The sequence below is a fragment of the Streptomyces alfalfae genome (assembly GCF_004127445.1).
GTDB lineage: Bacteria > Actinomycetota > Actinomycetes > Streptomycetales > Streptomycetaceae > Streptomyces > Streptomyces alfalfae.
Map to the genome: position 1 here is coordinate 265,861 of NZ_QEXM01000045.1, position 18,729 is coordinate 284,589.

General features: G+C 72.5%; 16 protein-coding genes. 4 read left to right on the top strand and 12 right to left on the bottom strand.

Translation table 11 applies throughout. The features are described 5' to 3' along the window. Nucleotides 1–18: 18 nt before the first annotated feature. The 3 genes from DCW30_RS28000 to DCW30_RS28010 form a co-directional block, all read right to left on the bottom strand. Nucleotides 19–1,080, bottom strand: coding sequence for a FecCD family ABC transporter permease (locus tag DCW30_RS28000; protein ID WP_076684190.1), 1,062 nt, complete (start codon nt 1,078–1,080; stop codon nt 19–21). 92 nt (nt 1,081–1,172) lie between these two features. Next, the gene (locus DCW30_RS28005; protein WP_076684191.1) at nt 1,173–2,237 is read right to left on the bottom strand and encodes a FecCD family ABC transporter permease; all 1,065 of its coding nucleotides are present in this window, start codon (nt 2,235–2,237) and stop codon (nt 1,173–1,175) included. Nucleotides 2,238–2,248: 11 nt separating this feature from the next. Beyond that, a complete protein-coding gene (locus tag DCW30_RS28010; protein WP_076684192.1) occupies nt 2,249–3,604 on the bottom strand; it encodes a lysine N(6)-hydroxylase/L-ornithine N(5)-oxygenase family protein in 1,356 nt (451 codons plus the stop codon). A 248-nt stretch (nt 3,605–3,852) separates the two neighbouring features. Between DCW30_RS28010 and DCW30_RS28015 the strand changes: the two genes are divergently transcribed. Next, the gene (locus DCW30_RS28015) at nt 3,853–4,800 is read left to right on the top strand and encodes a methionyl-tRNA formyltransferase (RefSeq protein ID WP_062773740.1); all 948 of its coding nucleotides are present in this window, start codon (nt 3,853–3,855) and stop codon (nt 4,798–4,800) included. A gap of 55 nt (nt 4,801–4,855) precedes the next feature. Here DCW30_RS28015 and DCW30_RS28020 read toward each other — a convergent pair whose 3' ends face one another. Further along, nucleotides 4,856–7,015, bottom strand: a complete 2,160-nt coding sequence (locus DCW30_RS28020) for a RecQ family ATP-dependent DNA helicase (RefSeq protein WP_076684193.1) — start codon at nt 7,013–7,015, stop codon at nt 4,856–4,858. Between the two features lie 450 nt (nt 7,016–7,465). Here DCW30_RS28020 and DCW30_RS28025 point away from each other — a divergent pair, with 450 nt between their 5' ends. Next, entirely contained in the window at nt 7,466–8,041 is a 576-nt protein-coding gene (locus tag DCW30_RS28025) for a hypothetical protein (protein ID WP_062773783.1), read from the top strand. Nucleotides 8,042–8,147: 106 nt separating this feature from the next. On the opposite strand, the gene DCW30_RS28030 is transcribed toward DCW30_RS28025, so the two are convergent. From DCW30_RS28030 to DCW30_RS28040, 3 genes are all read right to left on the bottom strand, one after another. Further along, nucleotides 8,148–8,807: a hypothetical protein gene (locus tag DCW30_RS28030; protein ID WP_076684194.1), complete on the bottom strand. Its 660-nt coding sequence runs from the start codon at nt 8,805–8,807 to the stop codon at nt 8,148–8,150. 79 nt (nt 8,808–8,886) lie between these two features. Then, a complete protein-coding gene (locus DCW30_RS28035) occupies nt 8,887–9,588 on the bottom strand; it encodes a ribonuclease HII (RefSeq protein ID WP_062773732.1) in 702 nt (233 codons plus the stop codon). A gap of 152 nt (nt 9,589–9,740) precedes the next feature. Beyond that, nucleotides 9,741–10,355, bottom strand: a complete 615-nt coding sequence (locus DCW30_RS28040; protein WP_076684195.1) for a TetR/AcrR family transcriptional regulator — start codon at nt 10,353–10,355, stop codon at nt 9,741–9,743. Nucleotides 10,356–10,509: 154 nt separating this feature from the next. Between DCW30_RS28040 and DCW30_RS28045 the strand changes: the two genes are divergently transcribed. Next, nucleotides 10,510–12,066, top strand: coding sequence for an MFS transporter (locus DCW30_RS28045; protein ID WP_076684196.1), 1,557 nt, complete (start codon nt 10,510–10,512; stop codon nt 12,064–12,066). An 84-nt stretch (nt 12,067–12,150) separates the two neighbouring features. Here the strand turns inward: DCW30_RS28045 and DCW30_RS28050 are convergent, their stop codons facing one another. The 5 genes from DCW30_RS28050 to DCW30_RS28070 all read right to left on the bottom strand — a co-directional run bounded on the left by DCW30_RS28050 (nt 12,151) and on the right by DCW30_RS28070 (nt 18,016). Next, nucleotides 12,151–13,623: a DUF4153 domain-containing protein gene (locus tag DCW30_RS28050; RefSeq protein WP_076688827.1), complete on the bottom strand. Its 1,473-nt coding sequence runs from the start codon at nt 13,621–13,623 to the stop codon at nt 12,151–12,153. A gap of 1,185 nt (nt 13,624–14,808) precedes the next feature. Next, a complete protein-coding gene (locus DCW30_RS28055; RefSeq protein ID WP_076684198.1) occupies nt 14,809–15,726 on the bottom strand; it encodes an ADP-ribosylglycohydrolase family protein in 918 nt (305 codons plus the stop codon). 59 nt (nt 15,727–15,785) lie between these two features. Next, nucleotides 15,786–16,445: a histidine phosphatase family protein gene (locus DCW30_RS28060; RefSeq protein WP_062773724.1), complete on the bottom strand. Its 660-nt coding sequence runs from the start codon at nt 16,443–16,445 to the stop codon at nt 15,786–15,788. Nucleotides 16,446–16,555: 110 nt separating this feature from the next. Next, the gene (locus DCW30_RS28065; RefSeq protein ID WP_076684199.1) at nt 16,556–17,161 is read right to left on the bottom strand and encodes a YdbC family protein; all 606 of its coding nucleotides are present in this window, start codon (nt 17,159–17,161) and stop codon (nt 16,556–16,558) included. A gap of 33 nt (nt 17,162–17,194) precedes the next feature. After that, nucleotides 17,195–18,016: an arylamine N-acetyltransferase family protein gene (locus DCW30_RS28070; protein ID WP_076684200.1), complete on the bottom strand. Its 822-nt coding sequence runs from the start codon at nt 18,014–18,016 to the stop codon at nt 17,195–17,197. A gap of 110 nt (nt 18,017–18,126) precedes the next feature. Between DCW30_RS28070 and DCW30_RS28075 the strand changes: the two genes are divergently transcribed. After that, entirely contained in the window at nt 18,127–18,714 is a 588-nt protein-coding gene (locus tag DCW30_RS28075) for a TerD family protein (RefSeq protein WP_335755773.1), read from the top strand. Nucleotides 18,715–18,729 lie beyond the last annotated feature (15 nt).

Here is an 18,729-nt window from a genome sequence, read left to right on the forward strand (position 1 = left end):
GGCTAACCTTCGCATTATCTATCGGAGGTTAGCCCGCACCAACAGGTAGACGAGGAACGGACCGCCGATCGCGGCGGTCACCACGCCGACCGGCAGCGTGATCGGCAGGGCCGTGCGCGCGGTCAGGTCGGCGCCGATCAGGAGCAGCGCCCCGACCAGGCCCGAGGCCGCCAAGGGCGGGGTGGGGCACCGCGCCAGACGCATCGCCACCTGCGGGGCGACCAGCGCGACGAAGGGGACGGGGCCCGCCGCGCTCACCGCGACGGCGGCCAGGAGGACGGCGCAGAGCAGCAGGACCGCCCGCACACGTGAGTACCGCACGCCGAGCCCCGCGGCGACGTCGTCGCCCAGGTGCAGGGGCTTGAACTGGAACGCGACGGCCATGACGACCACCAGGAGGGCGAGCGAGCACCAGAGCGCCACCCACACCTCGTCCCACGACCGGTTGTCCAGCGAGCCGACAAGCCAGGCCTGCGCGCGGGCCACGTCGCGGACGTCGGCCGTGACGAGGAGCCAGGTCGTGATCGCCTCCATCACGGCGCTCACCGAGATGCCGATGAGGATGAGCCGGAAGCCGTCGATCCCGCGCCGCCAGGCCATGAAGTACACCAGCAGACCCGTGCCGAGACCGCCCGCGAGCGCTGCCGCGGAGAGCCCGACGGAGCTGACGACCGCGGCGGCGGCCCCGCCCGACACCGTCACGAGGCAGACCGCGACCGCGCTCGCGCCGCCGGTGATGCCGAGGATGTCCGGGCTGGCCAGCGGATTCCGGGCGATGGACTGCGTGAGCGCCCCGGACACGCCGAGGGCGACGCCGACGACGAGTCCGGCCATGGCCCGCGGCATCCGCAGGTCCATGATGACGAACTCGTCGACCTGCTCGCCCCTGCCGACGATCGTGGCCATCACCCGGGAGAGGCCGATGGGGAAGTCGCCGATGCTGATGGAGAGGCAGAACACCAGGAAGGTCGCCACCGCGAGGAGCAGCGTGACGAGGACGACGTAGGGCCGCCAGACGAACGAGACCCCGCCGAACCGCACACCCGGCGTCACCGATGGCTTCACGCCCGTGCCGTTCACGCCCGTACCGCTCACATCCGACCCGCTCACGCCCGCACCGTCCGCACTCGACCCGTTCACGTCCGGCCCGCTCACGCGTGCCCGTGTCCCGCTCATGCGCTCGTGAACTTTCCGCGCCAGACCAGGACCGCGAAGAACGGGGCGCCGACGAGGGCGACGACGACTCCGGCCTCCAGTTCGCCGGGGCGCACCACCAGGCGGCCCACGATGTCGCAGACCAGCAGGACGAAGGCGCCGAGCAGCCCCGCGTACGGCACGAGCCAGCGGTAGTCGGGCCCCGTCAGATAGCGGGCGACGTGGGCCACCATGAGCCCGACGAAGGCGATCGGGCCGCATGCCGCGGTGGCCGCACCGGCGAGCAGGGTGATGGCGACGATGCCGACGGTCCGGCTCAGCGCGATGTTCACGCCGAGCCCGCGCGCCACGTCCTCGCCCAGGTTGAGCAGGTTGAGGGCGGGCAGCGTGGTGAGGGCGAGGACGAGCCCCACGGCGATGAACCCGGTCACCGGCCAGATGACGTCGAACTTGACGCCGGCCACGGACCCCGCGTTCCAGAACCGCAGCGCGTTGAGCGACTTCTGGTCCGAGAGCGCGACCGCGGTGGTCATCGCCGCGAGGAACACGGTGATGCCCTGCCCGGCGAGCGCGAGCGTGAGCGGGTTGCCCGCCCCGCGCCCGATGCTGGCGAGGCCGAACACGACGACCCCGGCGACCGCCGCCCCCAGGAAGGCGAACCACACGTACTCGAAGGGGCTGGAGAACCCGAAGACCGCGGTCACGAACACGACGGCGAACGACGCCCCCGCGTTCACCCCGAGCAGCCCCGTGTCCGCGATGGGGTTGCGTGTGTAGCCCTGGATCAGCGCGCCGCCGACCCCGAGGGCGATGCCCGCCACGATCGCCAGGACCGTCCGGGGCACGCGCACGGTCTCCACGATGAGCCTGATCTCGGTGAGCCGCCGGTCGGCCTCCGGTTCGGCGAAGAGCCCGTGCCACACCTCACCGGGGGTCAGCGCACGCGCGCCGACGGCCAGTGACGCCGCCGCCGCGACGACGAGGAGCACGGCGAGCACGCCGAGCCCCACAACCCGCCGTCGCTGGGCCCCCGTTGTCCCCGCGGCCCTGGCCGCGGGGCGCTCCACCGAAGTCGTGCTCATGACGACGTACGTTATCGGGTGGTGTTGCCGGTGCCGTCGGCGACCGCCGTGGCCCCGTCGGAGGCGGGCGCGGCGCGCCGGTCGAGCACCGAGTCGAGTATCTCGCCGACCCGGATCGCGATGTTGGAGAGCAGGGACGAGGTGATGCCGTGCGTGTGCTCGGTGCCGCCCTGGAGGTAGATGCCGCAGCTCAGCCCGGGGTCGGTGGTGACGCGGTAGTCGCGCTCGACGCGGACGCGGCCCGCCTCGTCGCGCAGGCAGCGCTCGGCGACCTCGCCGAGCAGGCCGAGCGGGTCGGCGGGGCTGTAGCCGGTGGCGCAGACCACGACGTCGGCGTCGAGGTGGGTCTCCTCGCCCGTGACGAGGGACGTCACGGTGGCGCGGACCGAGTCGTCCGTCTCCTTGACCTCGGAGAGCCGGGAGACGTTGAGGAAGCGCAGCCGCTCGGTGCCGAGGACCTTCTCCTGGTACATCTGCCGGTAGAGGTCGTCGATCAGGTCGATGTCCACCACGGAGTAGTTGGTGTTCCCGTGGTAGTCCATCAGCCGGCTCTTGACGCCCTCCGGAGCGGCGTAGTACTCGTCGACCGCTCCCGGGTCGAAGATCCGGTTGGCGAAGCTGCTGTCGTCGGCGGGGCTGTAGCCGTAGCGCGAGAAGACGGCGCAGATCTCGGCCTCGGGGAAGCGGCGGTGCAGGTAGGCCACGTTCTCCGCGGCGCTCTGCCCGGCGCCCACGACGACGAACCGCGAGGGGTTCGTGCCCTCGATCTCGCCGACCTTGGTGAGCAGTTCGGAGTTGTGCCAGACGCGGTCGCCGCGGTCGACGCCCTCGGGCACGAGGGGGCGCAGACCGGTGCCGATGACCAGGTTGCGGGCGCGGTGGACCGCGAGCCCCTCCCCCGACCGGACCGTCACGTCGAGGAACTCCACGGCCCCGTCGCGGACGTGCGGCGTGACACCGACGACCTCGTGGCCGTAGGAGACCATGTCGTCGACCTTGGCCGCGGCCCATTCGAGGTAGTCGTGGAACTCCACCCGCAGCGGGAAGAGGTTCTTGTGGTTGATGAAGTCGGTCAGCCGCCCCTTGGCCTTCAGGTAGCAGAGGAAGCTGAACTCGCTCGTGGGGTTCCGCTGCGTCACCAGGTCCTTGAGGAAGGACACCTGCATGGTCGCGTCGTCGATGAGCATGCCGCGGTGCCAGCCGAAGCTCGACTGCTGCTCGAAGAAGTGAGCGGTGACCGCCTCCTGCCTGCCGACGCGGGCGTTGTGCTCGTTGAGCGCGATCGCCATGGCCACATTGGACGGTCCGAAACCGATGCCGATGAGGTCGTGGACCAGTGGTGCGTCGCCAGGAAGAACCTGTGACATGTCTCTCCCAATCGTGCGGGGAAGCCGCCTGTCAGGCGTGGGGAAGGTGCGCGGAAGGGGGCACACCGACGACGCGGAGCCCCCAACTTAGGTGAGCCTAAGCTAATCGCATCGACCTGTCGATAGGCAAAGCGGGCAACCGCCCGCGACGCCCCGCCAACTGAAGCGCGGTGTCCGCTTATTGCAAGCTAAGGTAAGCCTTGCTTAACTTGCTACTGGCCAAATCCCTGCTCTGAGGAGGAACCCCGATGCGGGTCGTCATGTTCGGTTACCAGACCTGGGGCCACCGCACCCTGCAAGCCCTGCTGGAGTCCGAGCACGACGTGGTCCTTGTCGTGACGCACCCCAAGAGCGAGCACGCGTACGAGAAGATCTGGAGCGACTCCGTCGCCGACCTGGCCGAGGAGCACGGCGTCCCGGTGCTGATCCGCAACCGGCCCGACGACGAGGAGCTGTTCGCGCGCCTCAAGGAGGCCGACCCGGACATCATCGTCGCCAACAACTGGCGCACGTGGATTCCCCCGCGCATCTTCGGCCTCCCGCGCCGCGGCACGCTGAACGTCCACGACTCGCTGCTGCCGAAGTACGCGGGCTTCTCCCCGATCATCTGGGCGATGATCAACGGCGAGCCCGAAGTCGGCGTGACCGCGCACATGATGGACGACGAGCTGGACGCCGGTGACATCGTCCGGCAGGAGGCCGTCCCGGTCGGCCCGACGGACACCGCGACCGACCTCTTCCACAAGACGGTCGACCTGATCGCCCCCGTCACCATCGGCGCGCTCGACCTCATCGCGTCCGGGCAGACGGAGTTCACCAAGCAGGACCGCTCCCAGGCCAGCTTCTTCCACAAGCGGGCCGAGGAGGACATCCGCATCGACTGGACCTGGCCCGCCGAGGACCTGGAGCGCCTGGTCCGCGCCCAGTCCGCGCCGTACCCGAGCGCGTTCGCCTTCCACAAGGGCAAGCGGCTCGAAGTCGTCTCCGCGGTGGTCTCCGAGGGCCGCTACGGCGGCACGCCGGGCCGCATCTTCTACCGCGAGGGCGAGGGCGTGGTCATCGTCGCCGGAGCCGACGCCCGCACCGGCCGCAACCACGGCCTGGCCATCACGCGCGTACGGACCGAGGACGGCCGGGAACTGCCCGCCACGGAGTACTTCACCTCCATGGGCGGCTACCTGACCAGCCGCCCCTGACAAGAGCCTGTGCCATAAAGCGGCCCCTCCCCCGCGGCGGCGGACCCTCCGGGCATCACCCCGCCGCCGCGAGCACCAGCGGAAGGACCTGGTCGGCGCCCGCTCTGCGCAGCAGGCGGGCGGCGACCGCCAGGGTCCAGCCGGAGTCCGTGCTGTCGTCCACGAGCAGCACCGGCCCCGGCGCCGCCGCAAGCGCGCCCGCCAGCTCGTCGGAGACGGCGAACGCTCCGGACAGCGCTCGCAGACGCTGCGCGGAGTTGCTGCGGCGGGCGGCGTGCGCGCCGTCCGCCCCGGTGTACGTCAGCGTGCCGAGGAAGGGCAGGCGGCCGATGGACGCGATGCCCTGGGCGAGCGAACCGACCAGCCGCGGCCGGGCCAGCGACGGCACGGCGACCACACCCACCGGCCGCGCCGGGGCGTCGTCGGCGCCCGACGCCCAGCCCCCCGCCGAGCGCGCCCAGTCGGCGAGGACGTCCACCGCGGCGCGCAGGACGTCGTCGGGGACGGGGCCGTCGGGCGCGGTCTCGGCGAGCAGCGGCCGCAGGCGGTTGCCCCAGCCGATGTCCGAGAGCCGTCCGATGGCGCGTCCGGCGGAGCACTGCTCCTTCGCCGGGATGCGCCCCTTGAGGTCGACGCCGAGGGCGGGCATGCCCGTCGGCCACATCCGGCGCGGCTCGATCTCCACGCCCGGACGGTCCAGCTCCTTGGCCGCGCCCGTCAGCATCTCGGCGGAGACGGCCGAATCCGCCCACGGCCCCGCGCAGTTGTCGCAGCGCCCGCAGGGGACCGCCCCCTCGTCGTCGAGCTGCCGGCGCAGGAACTCCATGCGGCACCGGTCCGTGCTCACGTAGTCCCGCATCGCCTGCTGCTCGGCCGCCCGCTGCTTCGCCACCCAGGCATAGCGCTCGGCGTCGTACGTCCACTCGGCGCCCGTGGCCGTCCAGCCGCCCTTGACCCGCTTGACCGCGCCGTCGACGTCGAGGACCTTCAGCATGGTCTCCAGGCGGGTGCGTCTGAGGTCGACCGACGCTTCGAGGGCCGGCACCGACAGCGGGCGGCCCGCGTCCGCGAGGGCCGCGAGGGTCTGCCGCACCTGCGCCTCCGGCGGGAAGGCCGTGTCGGCGAAGTAGCGCCAGATGGCCTCGTCCTCCTTGCCGGGCAGCAGCAGGACGTCGGCGTGCTCGACGCCACGGCCCGCGCGCCCGACCTGCTGGTAGTACGCGATCGGCGAGGACGGCGAACCGAGGTGGACCACGAAGCCCAGGTCCGGCTTGTCGAAGCCCATGCCGAGCGCGGACGTCGCGACCAGCGCCTTGACGCGGTTCTCCTGGAGGTCGGTCTCGGCCTGCAGCCGGTCGGCGTTCTCCGTACGTCCCGTGTACGAGGCCACGTCGAAGCCGCGCTGCCGCAGGAAGGCGGTGGCCTCCTCGGCCGCGGCGACCGTGAGCGCGTAGATGATCCCGGAGCCCCGCAGCTCCGGCAGGTGCTCAGCCAGCCAGGCCAGGCGGTGCGCGGCGTCCGGCAGCCGGACCACGCCGAGCCGCAGGCTCTCCCGCTCCAGCGTGCCGCGCAGCACGAGGGCCTCGCCCGCGCCGGTGCCGAGCTGCTCGGCGACGTCGGCGGTCACCCGTGCGTTCGCCGTCGCGGTGGTGGCGAGCACCGGGACGCCCTCGGACAGCTCGGCGAGCATCGCGCGCAGCCTGCGGTAGTCGGGGCGGAAGTCGTGGCCCCAGTCGGAGATGCAGTGCGCCTCGTCGACCACGAGGAGGCCGGTCGTCGCCGCCAGCTCGGGCAGCACCTGCTCGCGGAAGTCCACGGAATTCAGCCGCTCGGGGCTGACCAGGAGGACGTCCGTCTCGCCGCGCTCCACCTCTCCGTAGATGGTCCCCCACTCCTCGGGGTTGGCGGAGTTGATGGTGCGGGCCTGGATTCCCGCCCGTGCCGCCGCCTCGACCTGGTTGCGCATGAGCGCGAGCAGCGGCGAGATGATCACCGTGGGGCCCGCGCCGCGGCGGCGCAGCAGGGCGGTCGCGACGAAGTACACCGCCGACTTCCCCCAGCCGGTGCGCTGCACCACCAGAGCGCGTCTGCGTTCCTTCACCAGCGCGGCCACGGCCTGCCACTGGTCCTCGCGCAGCCGCGCCGCACCGCTCGGGTCGCCGACGAGATCGGCGAGGATGGCATCGGCTTCGGCGCGGAGTTCCGGATCGTCCATGCCCCCATGCAACCCGATGCCACTGACAATCGGCCACTTCACCGCCGCGTGCGGGGAACGCCGGGCCCCTGTACACAACCGCGGCAAGCGTCGAGGACCGCGAAGCGGGGAAGGATATACACGACGCATCGTCCGATACCGGCGTGCGGCCCCGATTGTTCATTGCCGCGAGCCGGTGCGGCGGGAAGAATCGGGACAGCTCCCCGCGCGGCCCGCGACCCGCCGAAGCCATGTCGCGGCGCGCTCCCGCAGTACCACCCCGCCCTTTGCGCGGGCGCAGCCGAAGGGAGGACCGTGACCTTCGGATTCGCCTCGTTCGAGGAGACGTACAGGGCCGAGGAGAAGCACAGGGCCGAGGGCGGGCACTGGAGCGAGGAGACATCCGGGGCCCGTGAAAGCCGTGAGGCGGCCGAGCGGCTCGACGCCCGGCCGCCGTCCGCCCCTGCCGAGATGCCCGTGGACTCCGCGCACCGGCTGGCCCGGATGCTCGCACCCGAGGAGTGGGCCGCCGCGGGGATCCCGCTGCTGCGCAATCCGCGCGACGTCGTCAGGGGGCTGCACTTCCGGCACCGGCCGGGACCCGCGACGGCGGTCGTGGCCGTGCTCGACGCCGACGAACGGCTCTGCGCGAGCGCCTCGTTCACCCGGCGCACGGCGGCGACGGACGGCTGGGTCTTCCGCAACGCCCTGCTGTCGCAGCTGCGCCGGATCATCCCGCACGATCTGCGGAGGCGCGCCCCGGTGCGCACGGCCGTGCTGCTCTACTGCCGTGAAGGCGACGCGCGTTGGACCCCCGAGGACGGGGCCTGGATGTGGGGTCTGCGGGACGCCTGCACGCTGCACGGACTGCGCTGCGGGGCCTACATCACGCTGACCCGCGGCGGCTGGCAGGTGTTCGGCGAGGGGCGCGGCGGTCGCCGCCCCAGCGCCGGCTCCCGGCCCGATCCCCTGACCGGCGGCGATCCCCCGGCGAACCGCACCGGAGGCGCGGCCTCGGAGGTGCTCCGCCGGGCGGCGGCACGCTGAGGGGACGCCGGAGCGCACGGGCACGGCAAGGCCGCGCCGAACGGCACGTGATCACGTACCGGTCAGCGCGGACTCCGCAGCGGACCGCGACGGCCCGGCTCGGGCGTCAGACGCCCGCGCCCAGCACCGAGTTGATCCGCTGCGGGTCCCCGCACACGATCAGCAGGGCGCCCGCCCGGGTGACGGCCTCGGGGAGCGCGGCGAGCGCGCTCTCCTCGCCGCCGTTGACCGCGACGACGACCACGGGCCTGGCCGCGGCACGGCCGAGGGCGGCGGCGTCGGCGTAGAAGACGTCGTCGCCCGCGTCGTGCTGGGCCCAGTAGGCGGCCTCGCCGAAGGACAGCTCGTGCGTGGCCCACGGGTGCGGGTCGCCGGTGGTGACCACCAGGACGTCGCCGGGCGCGCGCCCGGTGTCCAGGAGCAGGTCGACCGCCTCTTCGGCCGCGTCGAGCGCACCCTCGGCCGAGGCCGGGATGAGCTGGATCTGCGGGACCGGAGCGGCGGCGCCGTCGGCGGGGGCCGGACGGCTCGCGGCGGGGGCGGGGACTGCCGGGGCGGCGGGCCCTGGCTTGGGGGCCGCGGCGTGCGGCGTGCGCTGCGCCGGCGGCATCGGCCGGGCAGGACCCGGACGGCCGGGGCGCGGCGGCGCGACGGGACGCGGACCGGGTACGGGGCGGGGGGTCGGCGCGGTGCGGCCGCTGGCCGGCGTGGCGCGGGGACCCTGGGCACTCTCGTGAATCTGAGGCTCCTCGGGCAGGAGAGGCATGAAGTGTTGTCTATCAAACGCCGCTGCGAATCGCGTCGGCGGGTGGCACAAAAGTGCGGGCGGAAGCGCCGGAAAAGCGTCAGAACTCAAAGCCGAGCTGACCCTCGATTTCCGGAACATTTCCGTCCGCCCAGCTGCGGGCCTTCTTGAGGTGCCGCCACTGGGGCAGCGCATCAAGATACGCCCACGTAAGCCGGTGGTACGGGGTGGGCCCCCGCTCCGCCAGCGCGGCCCTGTGCACCGGCGACGGATAGCCGGCATTGGCCGCGAAACCGAAGTCTGCATGGTCGATGCCCAGTTCGGCCATCATTTTGTCGCGCCGGACCTTGGCGATCACCGAAGCCGCGGCGACGGCCACACAGGACTGGTCCCCCTTGATCACCGTACGGACCCGCCAAGGAGTTCCGAGGTAGTCGTGCTTGCCGTCGAGGATGACCGCGTCCGGACGGACCGGCAGCCCCTCCAGAGCGCGCACCGCGGCGAGCCGAAGCGCCGCCGTCATCCCCATCTCGTCGATCTCCTCGTGCGAGGCGTGCCCCAGGGCGTGCGAGGTGACCCAGCCCTCCAGCTCCTCGGCGAGCGCGGTGCGCCGCTTGGGGCTGATCAGCTTGGAGTCGGTGAGGCCCTCGGGCGGCCTGCGCAGTCCCGTGATCGCCGCGCAGACGGTGACCGGTCCTGCCCACGCGCCGCGCCCGACTTCGTCGACACCGGCGACGATCTTCGCTCCGGTGGTGGCGCGCAGGGAGCGCTCGACGGTGTGGGTGGGTGCTTCGTACGGCATGGCGCCAAACAGCGTACGCCGCCCCGGAGCCACCCGCGACACCCGGCTCCCCCCAGCCCCCACCGGGAGCCCGCCGCGAGGCCGCCCGGGGCCCCTCGGAGGCCGCCGGAACCCCGGTCGGCGGGAGCCGCGGGGGCCCGGCCTCCCGGGGCTCAGCGGCGCAGCAGCGGCACCATCACCTGGTCGATCAGGCCCTCGAACTCCTCGTCCGTCCATTCGCTGCCGCACACCTTGGAGCGGTACATGAGCATGGCGGGAATGACGTCGCAGACATAGTCGTCCGTGCCGCCGGAACGCACCTCTCCGCGCTCGATGCCCCGCCGTATGACTTCCTTGATCAATCGCACGCTCGGATTCACGACGCCTTCGGAGATCACGTCATGGAAGCGCTCGGCCGTCACCGTGTCGCATTCGTGAAGCACCGCACGCAGCGCGAATCCGGGGCGTGAGTACATCGCGTCCCGTATCCGTTTGCACAGCTCCAGAAGGTCCTCTCGGACGCTGCCGAGCCCGGGGACCTCGTCCAGCCGGGGCAGCCCCACGCGCAGGGCGTGCACGACCAGGTCCTCCTTGGACGGCCAGCGGCGGTAGACCGCCGCCTTGCCGGTCTGCGCGGCCGTGGCCACGCCCTCCATCGTCAGGCCGCTCCAGCCGACCGTGCTGAGCTGCTCCAGGGCGGCCTCCAGGATCGCCTGCTCCAGGACAGGCCCCCGGCGCCGTGGGGAAGCCGCCCGAGCGGGGGCGGCGGTCCAGCGCGAAGTAGCCATGGGTCTTCTTTCCCTCGGACGTCCATCGGACGAAAAAGCTTGCGGGGCGACGTGATCGGACCCAGTGAACGCTTGCGTTCACTGTAAGGGAGTCACTACCTTCGTTCGGGACAGTGAACGGGACCGTTCACTAAAGCACTTGCGGGGGATCTTGGTGACTACCTCTCAACTGACGCAGGAACACAAGCCGGACAAGGCCCGCCGGGAGGGCCACCCCGGCATCGCCCTCACCGTCATCGCGGCCTGCCAACTCATGGTGGTCCTGGACGCGACGATTGTGAACATCGCGTTGCCCCACATCCAGGGGGCACTCAACTTCTCGACGACCGACCTGACATGGGTCGTCAGCGCCTACACCCTCACCTTCGGCGGCCTCCTCCTGCTCGGCGGCCGCGCCGGGGACATCCTGGGACGTCGCCGCGTCTTCATGGCCGGCATCCTCCTGTTCACCGCCGCCTCGCTGCTCGGCGGCTTCGCGCAGGAGCCCTGGCAACTGCTCGCCGCGCGGGCCCTGCAGGGCGTCGGCGGCGCGATAGCCTCGCCCACCTCGCTGGCCCTCATCACGACGACCTTCCCCGAAGGACCGGAGCGGAACCGCGCGTTCGGCGTCTTCGCCGCCGTCTCCGCGGGTGGCGGCGCGATCGGGCTCCTCGCGGGCGGCATGCTCACCGAGTGGCTCGACTGGCGCTGGGTCCTGTTCGTGAACGTGCCCATCGGCCTCCTGATCACCGTCCTCACCCCGCTCTACATCAACGAGTCCGAGCGTCACCCCGGCCGCTTCGACCTGCCGGGCGCGCTCACCTCGACGGCCGGCATGGCCTCGCTGGTCTACGGCTTCATCCGGTCCGCGGAGGAGGGCTGGCGCGACGGGCTCACCGTGGCGTCGTTCGTGGCCGCGGTGGTCCTCCTGTCGGCCTTCGCGTTCATCGAGAGCCGCGCCAAGGAGCCGATCACCCCGCTCCGCATGTTCGCCGACCGCAACCGCTCCGGCACGTACGTGATCATGCTCAGCCTCGCGGCGGCGATGTTCGGGATGTTCTTCTTCATCGTGCTGTTCGTGCAGAACGTCCTGAACTACACACCGATCGAGGCGGGCCTCGCCTTCCTGCCCGTCACGGCCGTGATCGCGCTCGGCGCGGGTCTGTCGCAGAAGTTCCTGCCGGTGCTCGGCCCGAAGCCGTTCATGGTGACGGGTTCGGTCATCGTCGCCCTCGGACTCGGCTGGCAGACCCTGCTCAGTCCCGACAGTTCGTACGCGGGCGGAGTGCTCGGCCCGATGCTGCTCTTCGGGTTCGGCATGGGTCTGAACTTCGTGACCCTGACACTGACCGCGGTCTCCGGAGTCGCCCCCCACGAGGCCGGCGCGGCGTCCGGGCTGCTCAACGCCACGCAGCAGGTCGGCGGCTCCCTCGGCCTCTCCATCCTCACCACGGTGTTCGGCACGGCCAGCAGGAACGAGGCAGAGGACCAGGTGGCCGACTTCATGGCCCACGCGTCCCCGGAGCAGAAGGCCGAGTTCGCCAAGACGCACGAGCTGCCCGCGCCCTGGGGTCACGACGTGCTCTCCGAGGGGATCTCGACGGCCTTCATACCCGCGGTCGCGATGGCCGTGCTCGCCCTGGTCACCGCGGTGCTCGTGATCCGCGTACGCAAGAGCGACCTGGACGCGCTCTCCGGCACCGCGAGCGCGGCGGGACCGGTGGGCGGCTGACCGCACCGCGGAGCCCATCGCCGCCGCACCGGTTCCCGCGGACGCCGGGCCGCCACGCCACCAGGCGGCCCGGCGCCATCCGCGTCACGGGACCGAGCCGTACGGGGTGGACGGCGGGTCGGTCCGCGTCCGCCCGCAGGCGAGGGGGTCCGCCGAGGGCGGCCGGTCCTCGATGACCCGCCGGGCCCTGGCCTCCCCCAGGCTCATGGCGTACCAGGGCGGGCGCTCGGCCCCGAGGCCGTCGGCGATGTCCGCGAGGGCGCAGGAGCGCTGCGGCTCGGGCAGCTCGTCGAGGGCGGGCACCGCGTCCGCCGAGAGCTGCCGCGCGTAGTCGAGGTCGAACTTGCCGGTCTTCTCGTGCCGCTGCACGTTGCGCTCCGCGATCAGCGCGTCCGGCGAGAGCAGCCCGAAGGCGAGGACACCGGCGGCGGCGCTCGCGGCCACGGCGCGCGGCAGCCACCGGGCGCCCCAGACCCCCGCCGCCATGATGAACAGGATGATCACGCCGAGCCACAGCTCCACGGCGACGACCGACAGCCGCAGCCTGGTCAGCCCGTATTCCTCCACGTACATGTCCATCCTGCGCACCGCGGACGCCACCACGACGAGCGTCAGCGCGCAGAGCACGCCGAGCACCGAGCGCACCAGCGTGCGGTCCCTGGCTCCGCCGCGCGGGGCCCAGCGCAGCGCGAACACGATGACGACCAGGGTGAGGACCGTGGCGAGCAGGAGCTGCCAGAAGCCCTGCCGCGCGTAGGCGGAGTGCGAGAGTCCGGTCTGGTCGAGGACGGCGTCGTGGCCGCCGAAGAGGACCGCGAGCTGGACGGCGTTGAACGCCGTGAACAGGACGTCGAGCACGATGAGCGGCAACGCCCACTCCACGCGGCTCCTGGGCCGCCCGGGGCGCACCACGAGGCGGTCCCAGCGGACCGGGGATGCCGCCGTGTGCGCGGCGGCGAGCGCGCCGGTCATCCCGAAGATCAGCAGCAGGACGCGCCACGGGCCCTCCGCCACGGAGGCGTCCGGCATCAGGTCGCCCAGCAGACCGGCGAAGGCGGCGTCCGCGCCGGCGAACAGCGCGCCGAAGACCAGGAGCAGCACGGCGGTCACCGCGAGCGCCCGCAGCGTGGGACCGGCGCCGCGCGCGCTGCTGAACTGCCGGCGCGCCCCGCGCCAGCCCCAGCCGAGGCCCTTCACGACGCCGTCGAACAGCCCCAGGGGGCTCAGCAGGACGCCGAGCCAGGTCCGCGGGCCGTGCAGCGCGAACGAGCCGAGCGCGATCGCGGAGACCACCGCGAGGAACGACGGCCATCCCGCGTCCCGCAGGGCGGGCACGATCAGCAGGGCGAGCCCGCCGGCCGCCCAGGTCAGCGACCACGCGCGTGGCCTGCGCCCGGTCGGCCGAGCGGCGTAGTAGGCGGCCAGCGCGGCCGGGACGGCGACGATCAACAGATTGAGCGCGAGGCCGTCCCCCAGGAGCAGCATGCTCAGCACGCCGGTGGCGAGCACGGCGTAGAGCGTGGCCGCGCTCACGGGACGGGGCGGCTCGGACCGCAGATCGGCGAGGAGGGGGACGCCGGCACCCGCGCGACCCGCCGAAGCGGCCGATCGCCGGGCGGCGCTGCCTTGTGCTCTGGAGGGGGCGTGGAGACGGGGCGATGCCTGGGGCCTGGCCTGGGGTCCGGCCTCGGTCGGGGCCTTTGGCGGCTGGTGCCGGGGGCCGGCCTGGGGGGGCTGCCCCTGGGGCCCGGCTTGGGGAGACTGCCCCGGGGGCCCGGCTTGGGGAGACTGCCCCGGGGGCCCGGCTTGGGGAGACTGCCCCGGGGGCCCGGCTTGGGGAGACTGCCCCGGGGGCCCGGCTTGGGGTGGCCGTTCCTGGGGCCCCGCCTCGGGAGGCTGTCCCTGGGGCCCGGCCTGGGGAGGCTGTTCCTGGGGCCCGGCCTGGGGAGGCTGTTCCTGGGGCCCGGCCTGGGGAGGCTGTTCCTGGGGCCCGGCTGGGAGAGGCTGTTCCTGGGGCCCGGCTTGGAGAGGCTGTCCCGGGGGCGCGGCTAGGGGTGGCCGTTCCTGGGGCTTCGTGTCGCGCGGCTCGGCGGTCATGGGGGCGCCGCCTGCGGGCGCGTCACCAGCGGCAGGCGCATCACCACCAGCTGGCGCGTCACCAGTGGCAGGCACATCACCACCAGCTGGCGCGTCATCCCCGGCTGGCACGTCACCCCCGGGCACCGAATCACCCCCGGGGGCCGAGTCAGCCCCGGACGCCGCATCGCCCGCAGCGGCCGGATCACCCCCGGCCGGCCCACTGCCGCCCGACGCCTCGTGGCCGCCCGGCAGGGCAGCACCACCCGGCGCTGCCCCGCCCCCCTGCGGCCCGTCGCCTCGGGGCGGCATCTCACCACCCGGCGGTCTGCCGCTCCCCGGCGGTCTCTCACCCCCCGGCGGCCCGCCGTCCGCGGCCGGCGTTCCGGCGTCTGCTGGTGGCGTGTTGTCGGACACGGGACCCCCTCCCGACCGGTGCGCCCGGCGCAGCGCGCGGCGGCGCCGGAGAGCCGCGGGGCTGCCGGGGACCGGCATCTCGTTCAGTGCGCGCCGGCAAGATCAACGGGCGGCGCGCACCACAGTAGCCGCGCGCCCGCCGCACGCCCCCTGTCCGCCCCCACCTGTGTCACGACCGTGACGGCCACCCTGCGACGGCAGCCACACCACGACGACAGCCGGACCAGCGGCTGGACGCATCGGGGAGCGCTACGAACGGCCCCGCGCGGTCACGGGGACCCAGCCGGGCAGTTCCTCCGTGCGCTCCACCCACTCCCGCGGCGGCGCCCCGTCCTCGCCGGAAGCGACTACTCCGCCCACGATGGCGCAGGTCGTGTCCATGTCGCCGCCCACCTGGGCGGTGTCCCAGATCGCACGCTCGTACGCCCCGAGACCACGGGCCGCCGACCAGAGCGCGAACGGCACCGTGTCATGAGCCGTCGTACGGCGCCCACATCCCAGTACCGCCGCGACCGTGCCCGCGTCGCCGTAGTCGAGCATGTCCCGCGCCCTGCGCAGCCCCGCTCCCACGGCGCTGCGCGGCACCAGGGCGATGACTCCGTCGAGGAGGTCCTTCGGCGTGGGCGGCCCGGCGGGAGCGGCGACGAGCGCCGCCGCCGCGGCCACCGCCATGGCTCCGACCACGGCCTCCCGGTGCTGGTGCGTGGGGTAGGCGGAGATCTCCGCCTGGTGCGTCGCCTGCTCGGGGTCGTCCGCGTACCAGGCGCCGAGGGGCGCGATCCGCATCGCGGCGCCGTTGCCCCAGGAGCCCTGCCCCTTGAAGAGCGCCGAGGCCAGCTCCCGCCAGTCCCCGCCCTCGCGGACCAGCCGCAGCAGACGGTTGACGGCCGGGCCGTAGCCGCGGTCGAAGTCGTGGTGCTCGGCGAACGACAGGGCGAGGGCGTCCTGGTCGATCCGCCGGTGCTCGATCAGGACGGCCAGGACGGAGCAGGCCATCTCGGTGTCGTCGGTCCACTGCCAGGGAGCGTCCGGCAGCTGTCGCTTCTTGAGCAGCGGGTAGTGCGCGGGCACGAAGAACTGAGAACCCAGCGCGTCCCCCACCGCCAGTCCGCGCAGGCTGGCGAGAGCACGCTCCGTGCGCCGTTCGAAGGAGGAGTCAGCGGTCATCGCTCAGCCACTCTAATTCGTCGTCAACGGATCCAGCACCATCCGAACGCTCCACCGGGTCATCCGGTGACGCCGTACGGCTCCGGCTCACGCCAGCGTTCGAACGGCCGGTCGAGCGCGTACTTGCCGTCCTCACCGAGCACCAGCATCCTCATCTCGCCGTTCCCGGGGTTCGACAGCGACTCGAACTCCGCCACCGACCAGTGGAACCAGCGCATGCAGAACAGCCGCATGGTGAGCCCGTGCGTGACGAGGAGAACGTTCGGCGGATGGTCGGGGGCCTCGAAGCTCCGGTAGAGGCTCTCCAGGAACGCCCCCACCCTGTCGTACACGTCCGCGCCCGACTCACCCTGCGCGAAACGGTAGAAGAAGTGCCCGTACGCGTCCCGGTAGGCCTTCTGCAGGCGCACGTCGTCCCGGTCCTGCCAGTTGCCCCAGTCCTGCTCCCGCAGCCGCGGCTCCTCCCGCACGCGTACGAGTTCGGGGTCGAGCCGGAACGCCTGGAGCGTCTCGTGCGTGCGCCGGTACGGCGAGACGTACACGCTCACCCGCTCCCGGCCGATCACGTCATGGAGGCGTTTTCCGGTGTCCGCCGCCTGGGACCACCCCGCCTCCGTGAGGGCCAGGGCGTGATCGGGTTCGCGCTCGTACACGGTGTCGTCGGCGTTCCCCGCCGACTCGCCGTGCCGGACCAGGATGATGCGCCGCGGGCGTGCCATGCGGAAACCCTAGATCGGCCCGGTGCCCGGTGACTCGACCGGGTGCCCCTACGGACGCCATCCGGCGTATCCGGGCCTCTCGGACGCGGTGCCCACGCGCGCGTGGCGGGTCATACCGTCCAGGACGGTTCGAGGTCGACGACGTCCCCCGCGAGCGCGGCGACGTCCGCCTCCGTCTGGGCCCGCAGCGAGAGCCGCTCCACCCGCTCGACGCGGTACTTCCCGCGCTCGGCGGCGGACTGCCACATGGAGAGCACCAGGAACTCATGGCCGGGAGCCTCGCCGAAGAGCCCGCGCAGCATGCCCGGCGAGCCGGCCATCGCCGGGTTCCAGATCTTCTGCTGCATCAGGGCGAAGTGCTCCACCCGCTCCTCATGGACGCGGCAGTGGGCCACGCGCACCACGTCGGCGTCCGTGAAACGCGGTTCGAACCCGGTCTTCACGTCGAAACGGTGGTCGAACAGCTTGGCCCGCACACCCGTGTACGTGCCCCCCTGCGCGGCCGCGAGCCGGTCGTGGGAGCGGGCCATGAAGGAGTCGTAGAAGGCACGGCTCTCCCAGAAGGCGAAGACGTGCGCGACGCCCGGCCGCCCCCTGCTCCACCCCCCGCCCTGCCCCCGGAACCCCGGCTCCCCCAGAAGCCCCGCCCACTTCCGCTGCCCGCGCTCGAACCCTCGACGGTCGACCACAGTGCAGCGAATCCACTTGACCAGCACCGCGCCATCGTACGGCGCGGAACGCGACCGGGGTCATGCTCCGGCGTAGTGCGTCCTGATCAGCCCGGCGATGTCGGCGGAGTCCAGTTCGACACCGAACTCCCGCACGAGAACGTCCGGCAATTCGCTCACGGGGACGGCTCGTTCGGACACGGAGCCGTCCGCGCGGGTCACCGTCAACTGGTCCCCCACGAGCCTGCGGCGCGTCTCGGAGGCCGCCCGCTGCACCACAGGGCGGCGGATGAACGACGACTTCGGGTGGGTGGAGGTGTAGTGGTTCATCACCACGTAGTCGACGGGCAGACGCGGCTCCAAGGTGTACGCGTACAGGTCGGACCAGCCGTCGGGCCGCCATGTGCGCAGCACCAGTACGCCGTCCCGCTCGCCGTGGAGCCGAAAACGCCACTCCCCTTGGCGCGCCTCGGCGCCCTCGCGCAGGGGGAACGGTTCGAGCAGCCCGTCGCCCCCGAAACCCACGTCGCACTGCCAGGCCTCGCCGTCGACCCGCACGGCGAGCAGCATGTGCGTCACCGCGCGCGTGGACGACGCCCCGGCACGCACGCGTGCCCCGAGTCCGGTGACGTCGAAGCCGATGCGTTCGAGCGCCGCGGCGAAGAGGAGGTTCTGTTCGTAGCAGTAGCCGCCGCGCCTCCGGCGGACCATCTTGTCCTGCAGAGCCGCCAGGTCCAGGGGGACCGGCCGGCCGAGCATCATCTCCAGGTTCTCGAAGGGGATCGCCGCCACGTGCGCGCGATGCAGCGCCCGCAGGGTGTCGAGATCCGGCTTCGTCCCTGCCGTGTGCCCGAGTCTCGCCAGGTAGGCGTCGATGTCGAGCTCTTCCCCGTGCCATGTCATACGTCCATGATCTCCGCCCGTGCGCGGAACTCCGAACTCCGTCCCTCGCGGCCGAGTTGCGCGCTTCTGACCAGCGACGCTACGACGTTGTCAGTCACACGCCGTAGCGTGTGTTCCGATCAGATCCTGGCGGGACGGCAGCGTCCAGGTCACGAGGAGGGGCGGGTCACGTGAGCGGTATCAGCAAGGGGATCAAGAAGGTCGAGGTCGGTCTCAAATGGGACCCGAGCCCGGCGGGAGAGCCGCCCCACGACCTCGACATCATCGCGGCGACGTATGAGGCGGACGCTCCGTACGGAGCCCCCGTGTACCTGGTGCACTTCGACAGCCGTTCGCCCGACGGCACGATCCACCTCAACCGCGACAGCCGCACGGGCCAGGGCTTCGGCTACGACGAGGTCATGGTGCTCGAACTGGACCGCCTCGCGGCCCGTTATGCCCGCGTCGTGGTGGGCGTGACCATACAGCAGCAGGAGGGGGGCAAGGTCCTCGGCGACATCCCCAACACCTCGGTCCGCATCCGTGAGGGCCACGCATCCCTGGCGGACAGCGACCTGTCCGCCGTCTCGGGCAGCACGGCGGCGACCGTCGCCGAGTTCGTCAGGGACGAGTCCGGCGCGTGGTCGTTCCGCGAGCTCATCCGCGGCTTCGACGCCGACCCGGCGTCCTTCGCGTCCCTGATGGGTGCCGAGCACTGACGAGGCGGCGGAACC